Consider the following 15343-nt stretch of genomic DNA (forward strand, 5'->3'; position numbering starts at 1 on the left):
CCTGTGGACAACGGCGGGCGGCGGGGCGCTCATCCGGCCTGTGCCCCCGGGAGCCACCGCTCACGGGGGACACCGTGCGTGTGCCGCCGTCGGCGAGGCTCCGCGGCGGCTCGGCGGCCCCTCGGGGCCGACCGCCCGGCCCCGTTCACCCCAACGCGTCCCGCGCGTCCCCCCGCGCCGCGAGCGCCTTCTCCCCCGCCTCGCGCATCTCCGCGAGCGGTCCCGGGCGGCCGGTCATCGCCTCGACCTGGAGGACCGCCTGGTGGACCAGCAGGTCCAGGCCGCCGACCACGGTCCCCGGCCACGCCGCGGCGAGTCGGGTCGGCCAGGGGTCGTAGACCACGTCGAAGAGCACACCCGGCGACGCCGGCACCTGTGGGGCCAAGTGGTCGGTGGCGCCCTTGGGGGTCGTGGAGATCACGAGGGGGTAGCCGAAGCCTTTGCGGGCGTCTTCCCACGGGCGGATCTGGATCTCGACGCCGAGGCGTTCCCCCGCCTCGAACATCTCCTGGGCCCGCACCGCGCCGCGCACGTAGGCGCGCACCGGGCCGTCGCAGACCTCGCGCAGGGCGGCCAGCGCGGAGGTCGCGGTGGCACCCGCCCCGAAGACCGCGGCGGAATCGACGCGCGTGACCCCGCGTTCGCGCAACGCCGCGACGAGGCCCGGGACATCGGTGTTGTCGCCGCCGCGTCGGCCGTCGGCGCCGAACACCACGGTGTTGACGGCGTCGACGTCGCGGGCGGTCGCCGAGACCTCGTCGAGCAGCGGCAGGATCGCGCGCTTGAGCGGCATGGTCAGCGAGAGGCCCGCCCACGACGCGTCCAATCCCCCGACGAACGCCGCGAGCCCAGTCTCGTCGACGTCGAACGCGTCGTAGCTCCACGCGTCGAGCCCGAGCGCCGCGTACGCCGCCCGGTGCAGGACCGGGGACAGCGAGTGGGCGATCGGCGAGCCGAGCACGGCCGCCCGGCGATGGTCGTCCACGCGTCTCAGCCGCCGTTCTTCTTTTTCTGGTCTTCCATGTAGGCCTCGAACTCCTCTTTGTTCTTCTCGTGCTCGGCGGCCGTCTTGGCGTACTTCGTCTCGCCGGTCTCCAGGTTGACGGTGACGAAGTAGAGCATGTCGCCCGGCGTCGGGTCGAGTGCGGCCTCCAGGGCGTCTTCACCCGGATTGTTGATGGGTGTCTCCGGCAGCCCCGGGTGCAGATAGGTGTTCCAGGGGTGGTCTTTCTTGGTGTCGGCGTTGGTGACGACGATGTTGTTGCGGTCGAGGCCGTAGTTGACCGTCGAGTCGAAGCCGAGGTTCATCGGCGGCTTGGATTCGAGGCGGTTGTAGATGACGCGCGAGATCTTCCCGAAGTCCGCCGCCTGCTTGGCCTCGGCCTGGACCATGCTCGCGATGATGAGGACCTCGTACGGCGTCTTGCCGACGGCGCGGGCGCGGTTCTCCAGGTCGAACTTCACGAACTTGTTGTTGGCGGTGGTCACCATGTCGCGCAGCACGTCCACGGGCTTCATACCGGGCGCGACCGGATACTGCGTCGGGAAGAGGAAGCCCTCGATCTGGCCGTTGGCCCAGGCCGGCAGCCCGATCGACGGGTCCTTCGCCGCCGTCTCGAACTCCTTGGGGTCAATCTGCATCTTCTCGGCCAGGGCCGTGTAGACCTTGGTGGCACGGTAGCCCTCGGGGATGGTCGCGGTCTCTTTGTTCTCCTTGTTGACCATGTACTCGAAAGCCGACTTCGCCGACATGTGCTTCTTCATGACATACGCGGCGGCCTCGATGTTCCGCTGCAGCTTGTCGGCGGTGTAGACCTTCGTGAAGGCGTCGACGCTCTTGACGATCTGGGCGCGCTTCAGCTCGTTGCCGATCTGCGACGCGACCCACCCGGGCTTGACGATGACCACGACCGAGCTGCCGTCGGAGCCGGCGCCGGAGTAGTCCGGGGGCGGGCCGAATCGGTCCTTGATGAAGCCGTACGCGTACCAGCCGCCGGTGGCGACCAGTGCGATGACGATCGAGAAGGCGATGAAGACCGCGCAGCCGCTGCGACCGCGTTTGTCCTTGCGCCTGCCGCGCGATCCTCCGCTTTTGCCCCGGCGCCGACTACGCGGCTCGGTATCCATCGTCAGTCCGAGGTCACTCATCTGGGGTGGTCTCCGCCTGGGTCGGGGGCGTGGGCCGCGGGCAGGGATGTGGCACCGGCGAGCCGGTGTCGGTGGCCGCCGAGGCGGCGGCGTTGCCGGCGGCGGTGGCTCCGGGTGTGTCCGCGTCCCGTGCCGGGGGCGCCTGGACTTCCTGGCCGGGCGGGCGTCCCGACGTCCGCTCGGTTTCCAGCGCGTTCTGCAGGATGACGACCGCTGCCGCCTGGTCGACGACAGTACGGGCCTTCTTGCCGCGTACTCCTGAGGCACGCAGGTCGCGTGTCGCGGTGACCGTCGTCAGTCGTTCGTCGACCATGCGGACGGGGACCGGTGCCACGGTCGCGGCGAGCCGGGTCGCGAAGGCGCGGGCCTTGGCGGCGGCCGGCCCCTCGCGGCCGGACAGCGACCTCGGCAGTCCGACGACGACCTCGACGGCCTCGCGTTCGGCGACGAGTTCACCCACGCGCCGCACGCCGCGCCCGGCGGGAACCGTCTCGACGGGGGTCGCGACGAGGCCGTGCGGGTCGCTCGCGGCGACGCCGACGCGCACCTCCCCGACGTCGACCGCGATTCTGACCCCGCGCCTCACCGGTGTCTCCCCTCGGTCACCGGTGCGGCGGGACATCGCACCGGTGCGTCGGCGGGACGGCGTCGGTCCATCCGCGTCCCCAAGCCTCAGGCCGTTTTCCGGGCGACGGTGCCGGCCACCGCGGCCAGCGCGTCGTCCACGGCCGCCGGGTTGGCGCCGCCGCCTTGTGCGACGTCGTCCTTCCCTCCGCCGCCGCCCCCGAGTGCCTGTGCCGCGGTGCGCACCAACTCGCCCGCCTTGACGCCGCGTTCGCGTGCCCCGTCGTTGGTCGCGACGACCACCATGGGCTTGTTGTTCACGACGGACACGACGGTGACGGCCGCCGGGCGCGTGCCCAGCCGCCCGCGGACGTCGAGGGCGAGCTTGCGCAGGTCGTCGGTCGGGGTGCCGTCGGCGACCCGCCGCGCGACGAGAGCGACGCCGTTGACGTCCGACGCGCCCTCGGCCAGGCTCGCGGAGGCCTGGAGGACCTGCGCCGCGCGCATCCGGTCGATCTCCTTCTCGGCCTCGCGCAGCTTGGCGACGATCGACGAGACCCGCTCGGGCAGTTCCTCGGGACGGCCCTTCACGACGTCGGTGAGCTGGTTGACGATCGTGTGCTCGCGGGCGAGGAAGCGGTACGCGTCGACGCCGACAAGCGCCTCGACGCGGCGTACGCCCGCACCGATCGACGATTCGCCGAGCAGCTTCACGAGTCCGAGCTGCGCGGTGTTGTGGACGTGCGTGCCTCCGCACAGCTCCTTGGAGTAGTCGCCGATCGTGACGACCCGGACCTCGTCGCCGTACTTCTCGCCGAACATCGCGGTGGCGCCCTGGGCGCGGGCCGCGTCCATGCTCATGACCTCCGCGACCACGTCGAGATCGCGGGCCAGCACCTCGTTGATCTTCTGCTCGACGTCGGTGAGCACACCGCCGGGCACCGCCGAGGGGGCGCCGAAGTCGAACCGGAAGCGCCCGGGGGCGTTCTCGGAGCCGGCCTGCGCGGCCGTCGGGCCGAGAGCGTCGCGGAGCGCCTGGTGGGTGAGGTGCGTGGCGCTGTGCGCGCGGGCGATCGCCCGGCGGCGCTCGGTGTCGATGGTCGCGTGTGCCGCGGCTCCGACGGTGACCTCGCCGACCTGCACGGTGCCGCGGTGCACGCTGACGCCGGGGACGGGCTGCTGGACGTCGCGGACCTCGACCACGCCGCCGCCCTCGACGCGGATGCGCCCGGTGTCGGCGAGCTGACCGCCGCCTTCGGCGTAGAACGGCGTGCGGTCCAGCACGATTTCGACGTCGTCGCCCTCGTGCGCGGCGGGTGCGGAGACGCCGTCGACGAGGAGGCCGACGACGGTCGTCTCGCTCGCGTCGAGCAGGTAGCCGGTGAACTCGGTGGCACCGGAGGTGTCGGCGATCTCGCGGTACGCCGACACGTCGGCGTGGCCCTGCTTCTTCGCGCGGGCGTCCTCCTTCGCGCGCTTCTTCTGCTCGGCCATGAGGCGGCGGAAGCCGTCCTCGTCGACCTCCAGGCCTTGCTCGGCGGCCATTTCGAGGGTGAGGTCGATCGGGAAGCCGTGCGTGTCGTGCAGGGCGAAGGCCGCGCTGCCGGACAGTGTGGCGCCGCCCGCGGCCTTGGTCCTGCCGATCTCGTTGTCGAGGATCGAGGTGCCGGTGACGATCTTGTCGAGGAAGCGGCTTTCCTCGGCGACCGCGATCGAGTCGATCCGCTTTGCGTCGGTGCGCAGTTCGGGGTACTGCGGGCTCATCGCGTCGATCGTCGTGTCGACCAGCGCGCTGACGGTCGGGCCGTCGGCGCCGAGCAGGCGCATGTTGCGGATCGCGCGCCGCATCATGCGGCGCAGCACGTAGCCGCGGCCCTCGTTGCCGGGTACGACGCCGTCGCCGATGAGCATGACGGCGGTGCGGATGTGGTCCGCGACGACGCGCAGCGCGATGTCGGACTTGAGGTCGGCGCCGTAGCGGTGGCCGGTGAGTTCGGCGGCGCGGTCCAGGATCTTCCGCGACGTGTCGATCTCGTAGAGGTTGTCGACGCCTTGCAGGATGCACGCGAGGCGTTCGAGGCCGAGGCCGGTGTCGACGCTCTTGGCGGGGAGGACGCCGTGGATCTCGTAGTCGTCCTTGCCGGTGCCCTCGCCGCGCACGAACTGCATGAAGACGAGGTTCCAGATCTCCAGGTAGCGCTCGCCGTTGACGGCGGGGCCGCCCGCCTCGCCGTAGTCGGGGCCGCGGTCGTAGTTGATCTCCGAGCACGGGCCGCACGGGCCGGGCACGCCCATCGACCAGAAGTTGTCGGCCTTGCCGAGGCGTTGGATGCGTTCGGCGGGGACGCCGATCTTTTCGCGCCAGATCGTCTCCGCCTCGTCGTCGTCGACATAGACGGTGATCCACAGCTTCTCGGGCGGCAGGCCGTAGCCGCCGTCGGCGACCGGGCTGGTCAGCAACTCCCAGGCGAGCGAGATCGCTTGCTCTTTGAAGTAGTCGCCGAAGGAGAAGTTGCCGCACATCTGGAAGAACGAGCCGTGCCGGGTGGTCTTGCCGACCTCGTCGATGTCGAGGGTGCGCACGCACTTCTGGACGCTCGTGGCGCGGGGGAACGGGGGCTTGACCTCGCCGAGGAAGTACGGCTTGAAAGGCACCATGCCGGCGTTGACGAGCAGCAGGGTGGGGTCGTCGGCGACCAGCGAAGCCGATGGTACGACGGTGTGTCCGCGCTCTTCGAAGAAGCGCAGCCAGCGGCTACGGATCTCTGCGGAATCCATCAGCGTCGGTCCTTCCGGTCGTGCCTGGTGCCGCCGCCGCGGCGGTCGCGCAGTCTGGGGGCGGGCGCCGCGCCGGGGAGGCCGAGGCGGAAGCCCTGTTGGTTCTCGTGTCGGTCGTGGGCGTCGCGCGGGTCGTACGCGTCCAGCTCGTACGGGTCGTACACGTCGCGTCCGTACACGTCACGTCCACGGTACGGCCCCCGGGCCGGAGGCAGAACCGGATAATCGCGGCCCGCCTGGATGACCGGGGGCGCTGCGGCGGCGGTGACGTCGGCGCCGATCGCGCGGTACAGCTCGGCCTCGCGGTCGGCCATGCCCGCGCGGACCTCGTCGGCGAAGTAGCGGATGGCCTCGCCGATTCCGGTGACGTTGTCCGCGACGCCCTCGGGCGTGTACTTCTGCGCCTTGTCCTTGACCTTGCGCGCGGCCCACACACCCGCGCCGGCACCGACGGCCATCCAGAAGATCCGGGCCATGTCACGACCTTCCGCGAGCGGCGCGCTGGCGCGCGATGCGTTCGGCTTTGGCGGTGGAGCGTACGCGCTTGGCCAGTTCCGCACGTTGTTGCGCGGACAGCGCGCGGCGCACCCCGTAGGAGAAGGCCGCGGTCTTGACCAGCGGGCCGCCGAGCGTGGCGGCGACGGTCGACGACAGCGCGGTGGCGTTGGTCGACATCGTCTGCACGTTCCCGGCGATCTGGTCGACGCGGGCCAGTTGCGCGTTGGTCGCGCGGACGGCGTCGGTCATCTCGTCCAGCAGGGGCGGCGTACGGTCGGCGATGTCGGAGACGAGGCGGGTCGCCTCCTTGAGCACCTTGACCAGTTTCACCAGCACCAGCGCGAGGAAGGCGACGAGAATCGCCCAGAACGTCGCGATGATCATCAGCGCGACTTCGCCACCCGACACCTTGATGCGCTCCTTCAATGGCCTTTTGCGGCCGAAAGACAACGGCGGACGACAAGCTGAGGGGAAGTCACCCGGGAGACATCCACACGGGCGATTCCGGAAGCCCCGACCCTACCGCGACGTGACGGAGACGCTGCGGAACGGTCGCCTGACACTACCGGCCGCACGGGGTGCGGTGCACGGACCGGTGGTGGCCCTGTAGGAGGGGACTCGTCGCTGTGTGCGACGGTTGTCCGACACGTGTACGCGGGTGACACGGGGCGAAGGCGGAGCAAAAACGGAGCAAACGTACGGCGCCGCCCACGACGAAGCACGCGGCGAAAAGGGCCTGGCCCCGGATGGGGGGCCAGGCCCGTTTCGCCGCGTGCGTGCGGGAGGCGTCAGCGCGAGTAGTACTCGACGACGAGTTGCTCGTCGCAGATGACCGGGATCTCGCGGCGCTGCGGGAGCCGGTCGAGGCGGGCGACGAGCGCGCCGAGGTTGACCTCGATGTATTTGGGGGTGTTCTCGGCCGCGAAGCCGCCGGCGCGGACGACCTGGAACAGCGCCTTGTCGCGGCTGCGTTCGCGGACGCCGACGACGTCCTCGGGCCGGAGCCGGTACGACGGCCGGTCGACCTTGGTGCCGTTGACCTCGAAGTGGCCGTGGCCGACCATCTGGCGCGCCTGGTAGATCGTGCGCGCGAATCCGGCGCGCAGGACGAACGCGTCGAGGCGCCGCTCCAGGGCGACGACCATCTCCTCGCCGGTCTTGCCCTGGTGCTTGTGCGCGTTGTCGAACGCGGCGCGCATCTGGGTCTCGTTGATGTCGTACTGCGCGCGCAGCTTCTGCTTCTCCAGCAGGCGCACCTTGTAGTCCGACGCCTGCTTGCGTCCGCGGCCGTGCTCGCCCGGAGGATACGGCCGGTTTTCCAGGTACTTCTGCGCTTTGGGGGTCAGGGCGACGCCGAGGGCGCGGCTGCGCTTGATCTTGGGGCGAGCCTGGTTCAACGGATCCTCCGAGTGGGTGGGTACTTGCCAGCCACGGCCGATTTAGGTAAGCCTAACCTTAACGTCGATGGCACTTCGAGGGAAAGCCCCGGGACGCGTGATCGCCATCGCCCCGCCGTACGCCTGTCGCACACACCGCTGGAGGACGCATGCCCCGGACCACCGACGCCGCCGATGCCACGCCCGACGCGTCCGCCGACGGCTGCGACCGCCGGCGCTCGCGCGGCAGCCACCCCGACGCCGCGTCGCGCGCCCGCACCCTGGCCGCGCACGCCGCGTCCGCGATCGTCGAACTCCCCGGCCACATCGGTGACGAGCCGATCGTCCCCGCGGCCCGCACGGTGGAGGCCGACGGGTCGATACTCCTGCTCGTCCCGCCGGAGATCGGCGCCGCGGTGCTGACCTCGCGCGACGACGTCGCCGCCGTCCTGCATTTGGTGGACGTCGCACCGGTCGCCGTGCCGCAGCGGGTGCGCGCGCACTGCTGGATCGCCGGGTGGCTGAGCACGCCGTCCGGCTCGGGCCTCGGCCGGGCCGCGGCGCGCCTCGCCGCCGCGACGCACGACCCCGCGCTGCTGGCCTTCGGCGAATCGCGGTCGGGCGCCGTCGTGCGCCTGGAGCCCGGGGAGGTCCTCGTCGACGACCTGTGGGGCGCCGAGCACGTCGAACCCGACGAGTACGGCGCCGCCGGGGCCGACCCGGTGGCCGTGCACGAGGCCGAGTTGCTGCAACACCTCGCCGCCGCGCACGGTGCCGAGTTGCACCGTCTGTGCCGGCTGACCGGCGCGGTGACGAAAGGCGACCGCGTGGCGCCGGTCGCGCTCGACCAGTTCGGGCTGCGGCTGCGCTGCACGAGCCCGACGCGCACGCGCGACGTCCGCTTCGAATTCACGTCACCGGTGACCGGGCCCGCCACACTCGGCGAGGCTCTGCGGACGCTGTTCCATGGCCCGGGGTCGCCCGAATCCCCCTGCTCCTGAACGAATTTCGTCGATTTCCCGGAGAGGTTCCGAAGCTATCGAGAGCACTTCCGACCGCTCCTGACCACCTTTGATGGTTCCGCGGCGCACAGCCGCGGAGTTTTGCCCCCAACATCCGTTCTTCCGCCGATTGGCCGGATCACCGGTCCGATAAGGCACTGTTGGAAGGGCATCACCATCAGCCAACGGTGGCAGGAAGGACGGATACGGTGTTCGAGCGCCCTCGGCGACCCGGCACCGTCGGCGGCCCCAGGGAATCCCGCGATCCCGACCGGGCCCCGGCAACGCTCCCCTCGACGGAGGCCGCAGCGCCGGTCCCGCGGCGACGCGGCCGACCGACGGCACGGCTCCCGTGGCAACCACCGCCGCTGGCATCCCTTCCGTGGCAGGAGCGACTGCGCGCACGGCTGCGCGCGGACGCGTACGGCACGGAGACGCCCGAGCGCACCGACACCGGGGTCTCCGTCCCCCACGTGCTCGATCTCGCGCTGCGCACCGGCGAGTTGCTGCTCGCGAGCGGAGAGGGCGGCGAGGACGTCGAGGCGGCGATGCTCGGCATCACCGACGCGTACGGCCTGCACCGGTGCACACCGAACGCCACCTTCACGGCGATGACGCTGTCGTACCAGCCGTCGCTGGCGGACACCCCGGTCACCGCCGAGCGCGTGGTACGCCGCCGCGCCACCGACTTCACCCGGCTCGCCGCCGCACACCGGCTGGTCGAGGACATCACGACCGGCGAGGTGACGCTGGAGGACGCCTACCACCGGCTGGTCGAGATCCGCCGCAACCGGCACCCGTACCCCCGGTGGCTCGTCCTGGGCGCCACGGGTTCCGTCGCCGCGACGGCGAGCGTGCTGGTCGGCGGCGGCGTGATCGTCGCGTGCGCCGCGTTCTTCGCGGCCGTGATCGGCGACTGGCTCGCCCAGGTGCTGGCCCGGCGCGGTGTGCCGGAGTTCTACCAGTTCGTCCTGGCCGCGATGCCGGCCGCCGCGGTCGCCGTCGGGCTGATCAAGGCGGACATCGGCGTGTTGCCGTATGCGGTAGTCACCGGTGGGCTGTTCGCGCTGCTCCCCGGGCGGGCGCTGGTCGCCGCGGTGCAGGACGGCCTGACGGGCTTCTATATCACCGCCGCCGCCCGACTGCTCGAGGTCTTCTATCTGATCGTCGGCATCATCTGCGGTATCGCGATCGTGCTGTACGCGGGCAACCAGCTGGGCGTCGAACTCAACGTCGAGGGCTCGTTCTTCCCCGCGTCGAACCCGCCCGTGCAGCTCGCCGCGGCGGCCGGCCTCTCGCTCGCGTTCGCGGTGCTCGTGCAGGTGCGGCCCGACGTGCTGGCGATCGCGGCGGCGGGCGGGGCGGCGAGCTGGTCGATCTTCGAGGTGCTGCGCATCGCGGGGGCGGCACCGATACTCGCCACCGCCGTCGCCACCGGCGTCGTGGGCCTGCTTGGCCAGTTGCTCGCCCGCGCGGGGCGGACGTCGGCGCTGCCGTACGTCATCCCGGCGATCGGCCCGCTGCTCCCCGGCGGTGCGATGTACCAGGGCCTGCTCGGCCTGGCGCTCGGGCACACCGACAAGGGCTGGCTCGGTCTCGTCAACGCGGCGGGCCTGGCGCTCGCCCTCGCGGTGGGCGTGAATCTGGGGAGCGAGGTGGCGCGCTTCGTCCTGCCGGTGCCGCAGCGCGGCGGCCGGGAGATGCGCGCGGCGGCCAAGCGCACACGAGGCTTCTGAGGACAGGCGCACCCGCTCCAGCGAGACGGTGTCACCGTGGGGGCGGGGGCGCGGCGCGGAGCCCGGGCGCCATCGTGGCCCCGGCGTTCCCGCCTCCCGGCATGAGCACTCTGGCGAGGGTGCGGGGCCAGGGGGCGCCGTCGGGGCGGGGTCAGTGTCCGGGCGGGGCGGACCGTCCGGCGGGCAGTGCCGCCGGACGCGGCGTCCGGCCGGTGCCCGGACCGGCCGCGCGGGCGGTCACCGAGGTGCCGCGTCCGGTCGTGCGGAGGCGCGGCGCCGTCGCAAGCGGGCGCGAGCTTCGATGGCGGTGCCGCCCGGCCCCGGCGTCGGTTGTCGGCCCCCGGGCCGGCTGCGCGGGCGGATGACCTTGAGGGCGGGGTGCGCCGTTTGTGTGCGGGCGTTCACTCCGGTGCCGGGTCGGTCGGATGGCCGAGCTTGTCGCGGAGGCGGTCGAGGACGTCGGCGTAGCGGGCCTCGTTGCCGTAGCGCGTCGGGTGGTAGTAGCGCTTGCCGTGCAGCGCGTCGGGGGCGTATTGCTGCCGCGCGACGCCGCCCGGCACGTCGTGGGGGTAGACGTAGCCCTGCGCGTGCCCGAGTTTGGCGGCCCCGTTGTAGTGGCCGTCGCGCAGGTGCGGCGGCACCGGGCCGGCCAGGCCCGCGCGGACGTCGGCCAGCGCGGCGCCGATGGCCAGCGTCGCCGCGTTGGACTTCGGGGCGAGCGCCAGCGCGATCGCGGCGTGCGCCAGCGTCAGCTGGGCCTCGGGGAAGCCGATCAGCGCGACGGCCTGCGCGGCGGCGACGGCGGTCTGCAGCGCCGTGGGGTCGGCGAGGCCGATGTCCTCGGAGGCCGAGATCATCAGGCGCCGCGCGATGAACCTCGGGTCCTCGCCCGCGTCGATCATGCGCGCGAGGTAGTGCAGCGTGGCGTCGACGTCGGAGCCCCGGATCGACTTGATGAGCGCGCTCGCCACGTCGTAGTGCTGGTCTCCGTCGCGGTCGTAGCGGACCGCCGCGCGGTCGACCGCCGCTTCGAGGGTGGCCAGCGTGACGGCCTTCTCGCCGCGGTCCAGTGCCGATCCGGCGCCCGCCTCCAGGGCGGTGAGCACCCGGCGCGCGTCGCCGCCCGCGATCCGCGCGAGATGGTCCTCGGCGTCGGGGTCGAGCGTGACCGCCCCGGCGAGGCCGCGTTCGTCGGCGAGCGCGCGGGCGACGAGGGCGCGGATGTCGTCCTCGGTGAGGGGTTCCAGGGTCAGCAGAAGTGAGCGCGACAGCAGCGGGCTGATGACCGAGAAGTACGGGTTCTCGGTGGTCGCGGCGATGAGCGTGACCCAGCGGTTCTCGACCGCGGGCAGCAGCGAGTCCTGCTGGGCCTTGGAGAACCGGTGGATCTCGTCCAGGAACAGCACGGTCTCGCGGCCGTGCGCGCCGGACTCGCGCCGCGCCGCCTCGATGACCGTGCGTACTTCCTTCACACCCGCGGTGATCGCGGACAACTCCACGAAGCGGCGCCCGGTGGCGTGGCTGACGACGTACGCGAGCGTCGTCTTGCCCGTGCCGGGCGGCCCCCACAGGATCACCGACGAGGGCGCCGTGACGCCGTCGCCGGCGCGCACCAGGCGGCGCAGCGGCGAGCCCTCCCCCAACAGGTGCCGCTGCCCGACCACTTCGTCCAGGTCGCGCGGGCGCATGCGGACGGCGAGGGGTGCCAGGGCGGGGTCCTTGCTCCGGCGCTCCTCGGCGGCGGCGATGAACAGGTCGGGTTCCACACCCCGACCCTAATGCCGTGCACCGTCATCCGGGTCGGGGCCGTCGCGGCGCCCCCGCGGCGTTCAGCGCAGGACGCCCGCGTCCCGGGCCGAGCGGAGCCAGTCGGGGAATTCGATCATCAACTGGTCGTACAGCGTGCTGTCGCTCATGCGCTTCGGGTCGGCGCCCGCCTCGAAGAACCCGGCGTTGTCGACGACGCGGTACTTCGGCGCGGGCAGTTCGTCGAGGCGGTGCAGGAAGCGGAACTGGTCGCGACCGAAGCCCACGAACTGCCAGAAGATCGGCAGTTCGGCGGCCTTGCACAGGGTCTTCTCGGCGGCCTTGGGGTTGTTGGGGGCGCCGTCGGTCTGGAAGACGACGTACGCGGGGTCGGTCGCTCCGCAGGCCTCGTAGTGCCGGATCACCGCCTTCATCGCGGAGACGTAGTCGGTGGTGCCCATGTGGCCGAGCTTCTGGTGCAGTTTGCCGATGCGGCCCTGGTAGTCGCTGAGGGAGATCTCCTCGACCTCGTACGCCTTCGTGTCGAAGTAGACCACCGGGACCACGCCGTCGTCGTCGAAGTGCGCGGCGGCGGCGAGCACGCGCTCGGCGAGGGACTGCACGCTGCCGTCGCGGTAGAAGCCGGACATGCTGCCGGAGCGGTCCAGCACGAGGTAGACCGCGGCGCGCACGCCCGCGAGCCGGTGCTTCTCCAGGCTGACCCCGGCCGCCTTGTAGAGGCTGACCAGTCCGGGCGCGGTCCGCTCGATCTTGTCGAGACTGACCGCCGATCCGGCTCCGGTGCGTACGATCCCCGGCTGCTGTGCTCCGGCCGGGGGCGTGCCGGGTGTGCCGGGCGCGGTCGTGGGCTGCCGGCGGCGGCGGAACCACGAGATCGGCATGCGGACCCTCCCTGTCGTCCGTTGGGGCGGCGGCCGAAAGTGGACGCCGCCCCCACGCTCGCAGATGAGGGGGCCCGGCCGCAGGGGGTTCTCCCTCGGGGCCGGTCGGGTGATGCCGATTCGTTGTCGGCTCGGGACCGCTACGTCTCGGTGACGGCGGTGAACAGCACGGCCGCGTCCTCGAGCGCGGTGATGCCGTGGCGCTCCCGGGGGGTCGCCTGCACTTGCCCGGCCGCGAGTTCGATGTCGCCGCTCGCGGCGGTGATCCGCACGGACCCGACGAGCACGTGGAGGCTCGCCGCGAGCGGGGCGTTGTGCTCGTCGAGTGCGGACCCCGAGGTCAGCGCGATGAGGGACTGGCGCAGCGGTCCCTCGTGCAGGAACAGGTGCGCGCTTCTGCCGTGCTCGGCCGCCGCGGCTTTCGTGAGGTGTTCTTGTGCGAGTGCGCCGACGTCGTCCATGGAATTCCTCCCGAATCGCGTGCCGGTCGTCGAGTTCCGGCCTCGGCCTTACCCCGAAACCGCGGTGTGGCGCGTGGTTTCACACCAGGATCACGGTCTTTCCCCGCGCTTTGCCGGCGCGGTTGCGCGCGAGGGCGTCCGGGGCGTCGGCGAGGGGGATCTGCGCGCCCAGTTGCACGGCGGCGTGGCCGGCGTCGACTTCGGCGGCGAGGCGGCCGAGGAGGTCGGCGTTCGGCCGTACCCCGAAGTTGATGCCGGTGATGCCCAGATGGGTGAGCCCTCGGGCGTCGGCGGCGCCGATGGTGCTGATCGCGGTGCCGCCGTCGGCGACGAGCATGGCGTACTCGGCGAACTGGTCGGGCCCGGAGGCGAGGTCGATCATGACGTCGAATCCGTCGGGGTAGGCGGCGCGCAGGCGCTCGACCGGCGGGCCGGTGCGCGCGTCGACGGTGTCGGCGGCCCCCAGGCGGCCCATCTGCTCCTCGCCGACGCCGCGTGTCACGGCGACGACCTTGACGCCGCGCGACGACGCGAGCTGGGTCGCGAACGTGCCGTCTCCGCCGGCGGCGCCGACCAGGAGCAGGGCCTTGTCCGCGGCGTCCTCGCGCAGCCCGGAGATCTCGAGCATCGACAGCGCCGTCTGCCCGGCGGTCGGCAGTGCGGCGGCCAGCGGCAGCGGCAGGCTGTCCGGCGCGGGGGCGATCGCGCCGTCTTCGGCCGCGACGACGTATTCGGCGTAGGTTCCGTACGCCCCCACCGGGCTCCGCCGGGGGTGCCCGAACACGGCGTCGCCCTCGGCGAAGCGCGTCACGCCGTCGCCGAGGGCGGCGATCTTGCCCGCGAAGTCGACGCCGTAGATGAACGGGTACACCACCTCGTCGTCGAGCAGACCGCCGCGTGCCCGGTCGGCGAGCTTCCAGTCCAGCGGGTTGAGGCCCGCGGCGACCACCCGGATCAGCACTTCGCCGGGGCCGGGCTCGGGGGACGGCAGTCCGAGGAGCTCCGGCTCGCCCGCGGGTCTCGCGACAGCTACGGCACGCACAGTTGTCCTCCCGGTCGGCGGCCTTTGGCTCATGGTCACCGGGGGCGGGCGCTTCGGCAACGGGAGCGGCGCGGGCCGGGGCCGCCGGGAGGGCGGGAAGGGGTCCGGGCCGCCGCGCGGCTCGTACCGGTGCGCGGCGGGCCGGGCCCGGTTCACCGCTTGCGGGCGACTCCGCCGAACTCGAACCACTCGGTGCTGTCCTGCACCGGGCCGTCGGTGCCGTCCGGGCGCCACCGCGAGACCTCGACGAGCCCGGGTTCGAGCGGTTCGAGGCCGGCCTCCTCGACGAAGGCGGCCACCTCCTCCGGGGTGCGCACGCGGCCCCAGTTGCCGCCGTGCGCCGCGAGGGCGAACGCGCTGCGCTGCTTGCGGATCATGTCGTCGAGGGACACCAGGTGCGACAGCACGACGAAGCTGCCGGGCGCCAGGCGGTCGACGACGCGGCGCAGCAGCGCGCCGGGGTCGTCGCGGTCCGGGATGCTGTGCAGCAGCGAGACGAACAGCGCCCCGACGGGCCGGTCGAAGTCGATGAGTTTGACGACCTCGGGGTGCGTCATGACCGCGTCCGTGTCGCGTACGTCGGCGGTGATGACCGTCGTGGACGCGTTCTCGGCGAGCAGCGCGCGTCCGTGGGCAAGCACGATCGGGTCGTTGTCGATGTAGACCACCCGGGCGCCGGGGTCGACGGACTGGGCTATCTGGTGGACGTTGTCCTGCGTCGGCAGGCCCGATCCGTGGTCGACGAACTGCGTGATCGCGTGTTCGCGCGCGAGGAAGCGGACGGCCCGCTGGAGGAAGCGGCGGTTGTTGACCGTCATCGCGCGGCTGCTGGGGTCGATGGCGAGCATCGCGTCGGCGGCTTCCCGGTCGACCTTGAAGTTGTCCTTGCCGCCGAGAAGGTAGTCGTAGACGCGGGCCACGCTGGCGACCGAGACATCGATCCCGGCCGGTGCCCGATGCGCTGCGGGATCTTCCGTGTGGTGCTCGGACATCCTTACCCCCGGCCATTCTTGATGCTACGTCAGCCATGTCTTTGATGATCGGGACGAGCCTATCCGCAGATGGGGCGCGGGTATTGCCCGCGGCCTCGT

13 protein-coding genes and 1 pseudogene are annotated in these 15343 nt (G+C 72.1%); 2 read left to right on the forward strand and 12 right to left on the reverse strand.

Annotation, left to right across the window (positions count from 1 at the left end; genetic code table 11):
• Positions 1 to 145 precede the first annotated feature (145 nt).
• From LO772_RS05530 to rpsD, 7 genes and pseudogenes are all read right to left on the reverse strand, one after another.
• Positions 146 to 985: a shikimate dehydrogenase gene (locus LO772_RS05530; RefSeq protein ID WP_231777232.1), complete on the reverse strand. Its 840-nt coding sequence runs from the start codon at positions 983 to 985 to the stop codon at positions 146 to 148.
• A gap of 5 nt (positions 986 to 990) precedes the next feature.
• Positions 991 to 2148 carry an endolytic transglycosylase MltG gene (mltG, locus tag LO772_RS05535; RefSeq protein WP_231777233.1) on the reverse strand — a complete coding sequence of 386 codons (1158 nt, stop codon included), beginning with the start codon at positions 2146 to 2148 and terminating at the stop codon, positions 991 to 993.
• 142 nt (positions 2149 to 2290) lie between these two features.
• Positions 2291 to 2770, reverse strand: a pseudogene (gene ruvX / locus LO772_RS05540) (Holliday junction resolvase RuvX); the annotation flags it as partial.
• Between the two features lie 50 nt (positions 2771 to 2820).
• Positions 2821 to 5490 (reverse strand): alanine--tRNA ligase, encoded by a 2670-nt coding sequence (alaS, locus tag LO772_RS05545; protein WP_231777234.1) that lies wholly within the window; start codon positions 5488 to 5490, stop codon positions 2821 to 2823.
• On the reverse strand, positions 5490 to 5966 hold the full coding sequence (locus tag LO772_RS05550) for a DUF6167 family protein (protein WP_231777235.1): 477 nt from the start codon (positions 5964 to 5966) through the stop codon (positions 5490 to 5492). The genes alaS and LO772_RS05550 overlap by 1 nt, the downstream gene beginning before the upstream one ends.
• A 1-nt stretch (position 5967) precedes the next feature.
• Complete coding sequence (locus LO772_RS05555) at positions 5968 to 6396, reverse strand: DUF948 domain-containing protein (RefSeq protein WP_231777236.1); 429 nt, start codon at positions 6394 to 6396, stop codon at positions 5968 to 5970.
• A 380-nt stretch (positions 6397 to 6776) separates the two neighbouring features.
• On the reverse strand, positions 6777 to 7385 hold the full coding sequence (rpsD, locus tag LO772_RS05560; protein WP_231777237.1) for a 30S ribosomal protein S4: 609 nt from the start codon (positions 7383 to 7385) through the stop codon (positions 6777 to 6779).
• 149 nt (positions 7386 to 7534) lie between these two features.
• Between rpsD and LO772_RS05565 the strand changes: the two genes are divergently transcribed.
• Positions 7535 to 8365 (forward strand): DUF2470 domain-containing protein, encoded by an 831-nt coding sequence (locus LO772_RS05565; protein ID WP_231777238.1) that lies wholly within the window; start codon positions 7535 to 7537, stop codon positions 8363 to 8365.
• 209 nt (positions 8366 to 8574) lie between these two features.
• Complete coding sequence (locus LO772_RS05570; protein WP_231777239.1) at positions 8575 to 10101, forward strand: threonine/serine ThrE exporter family protein; 1527 nt, start codon at positions 8575 to 8577, stop codon at positions 10099 to 10101.
• A gap of 401 nt (positions 10102 to 10502) precedes the next feature.
• Here the strand turns inward: LO772_RS05570 and LO772_RS05575 are convergent, their stop codons facing one another.
• The 5 genes from LO772_RS05575 to LO772_RS05595 all read right to left on the reverse strand — a co-directional run bounded on the left by LO772_RS05575 (position 10503) and on the right by LO772_RS05595 (position 15244).
• Positions 10503 to 11867, reverse strand: a complete 1365-nt coding sequence (locus tag LO772_RS05575) for a replication-associated recombination protein A (protein ID WP_231777240.1) — start codon at positions 11865 to 11867, stop codon at positions 10503 to 10505.
• 63 nt (positions 11868 to 11930) lie between these two features.
• On the reverse strand, positions 11931 to 12749 hold the full coding sequence (locus LO772_RS05580) for a VWA domain-containing protein (protein WP_231777241.1): 819 nt from the start codon (positions 12747 to 12749) through the stop codon (positions 11931 to 11933).
• 140 nt (positions 12750 to 12889) lie between these two features.
• Positions 12890 to 13210: a cupin gene (locus tag LO772_RS05585; RefSeq protein WP_231777242.1), complete on the reverse strand. Its 321-nt coding sequence runs from the start codon at positions 13208 to 13210 to the stop codon at positions 12890 to 12892.
• A 79-nt stretch (positions 13211 to 13289) separates the two neighbouring features.
• Entirely contained in the window at positions 13290 to 14252 is a 963-nt protein-coding gene (locus LO772_RS05590; protein ID WP_231777243.1) for an NADP-dependent oxidoreductase, read from the reverse strand.
• Between the two features lie 152 nt (positions 14253 to 14404).
• Positions 14405 to 15244, reverse strand: coding sequence for an SAM-dependent methyltransferase (locus tag LO772_RS05595; protein WP_231777244.1), 840 nt, complete (start codon positions 15242 to 15244; stop codon positions 14405 to 14407).
• Positions 15245 to 15343 lie beyond the last annotated feature (99 nt).

This window comes from Yinghuangia sp. ASG 101 (assembly GCF_021165735.1).
Taxonomy (GTDB): domain Bacteria; phylum Actinomycetota; class Actinomycetes; order Streptomycetales; family Streptomycetaceae; genus Yinghuangia.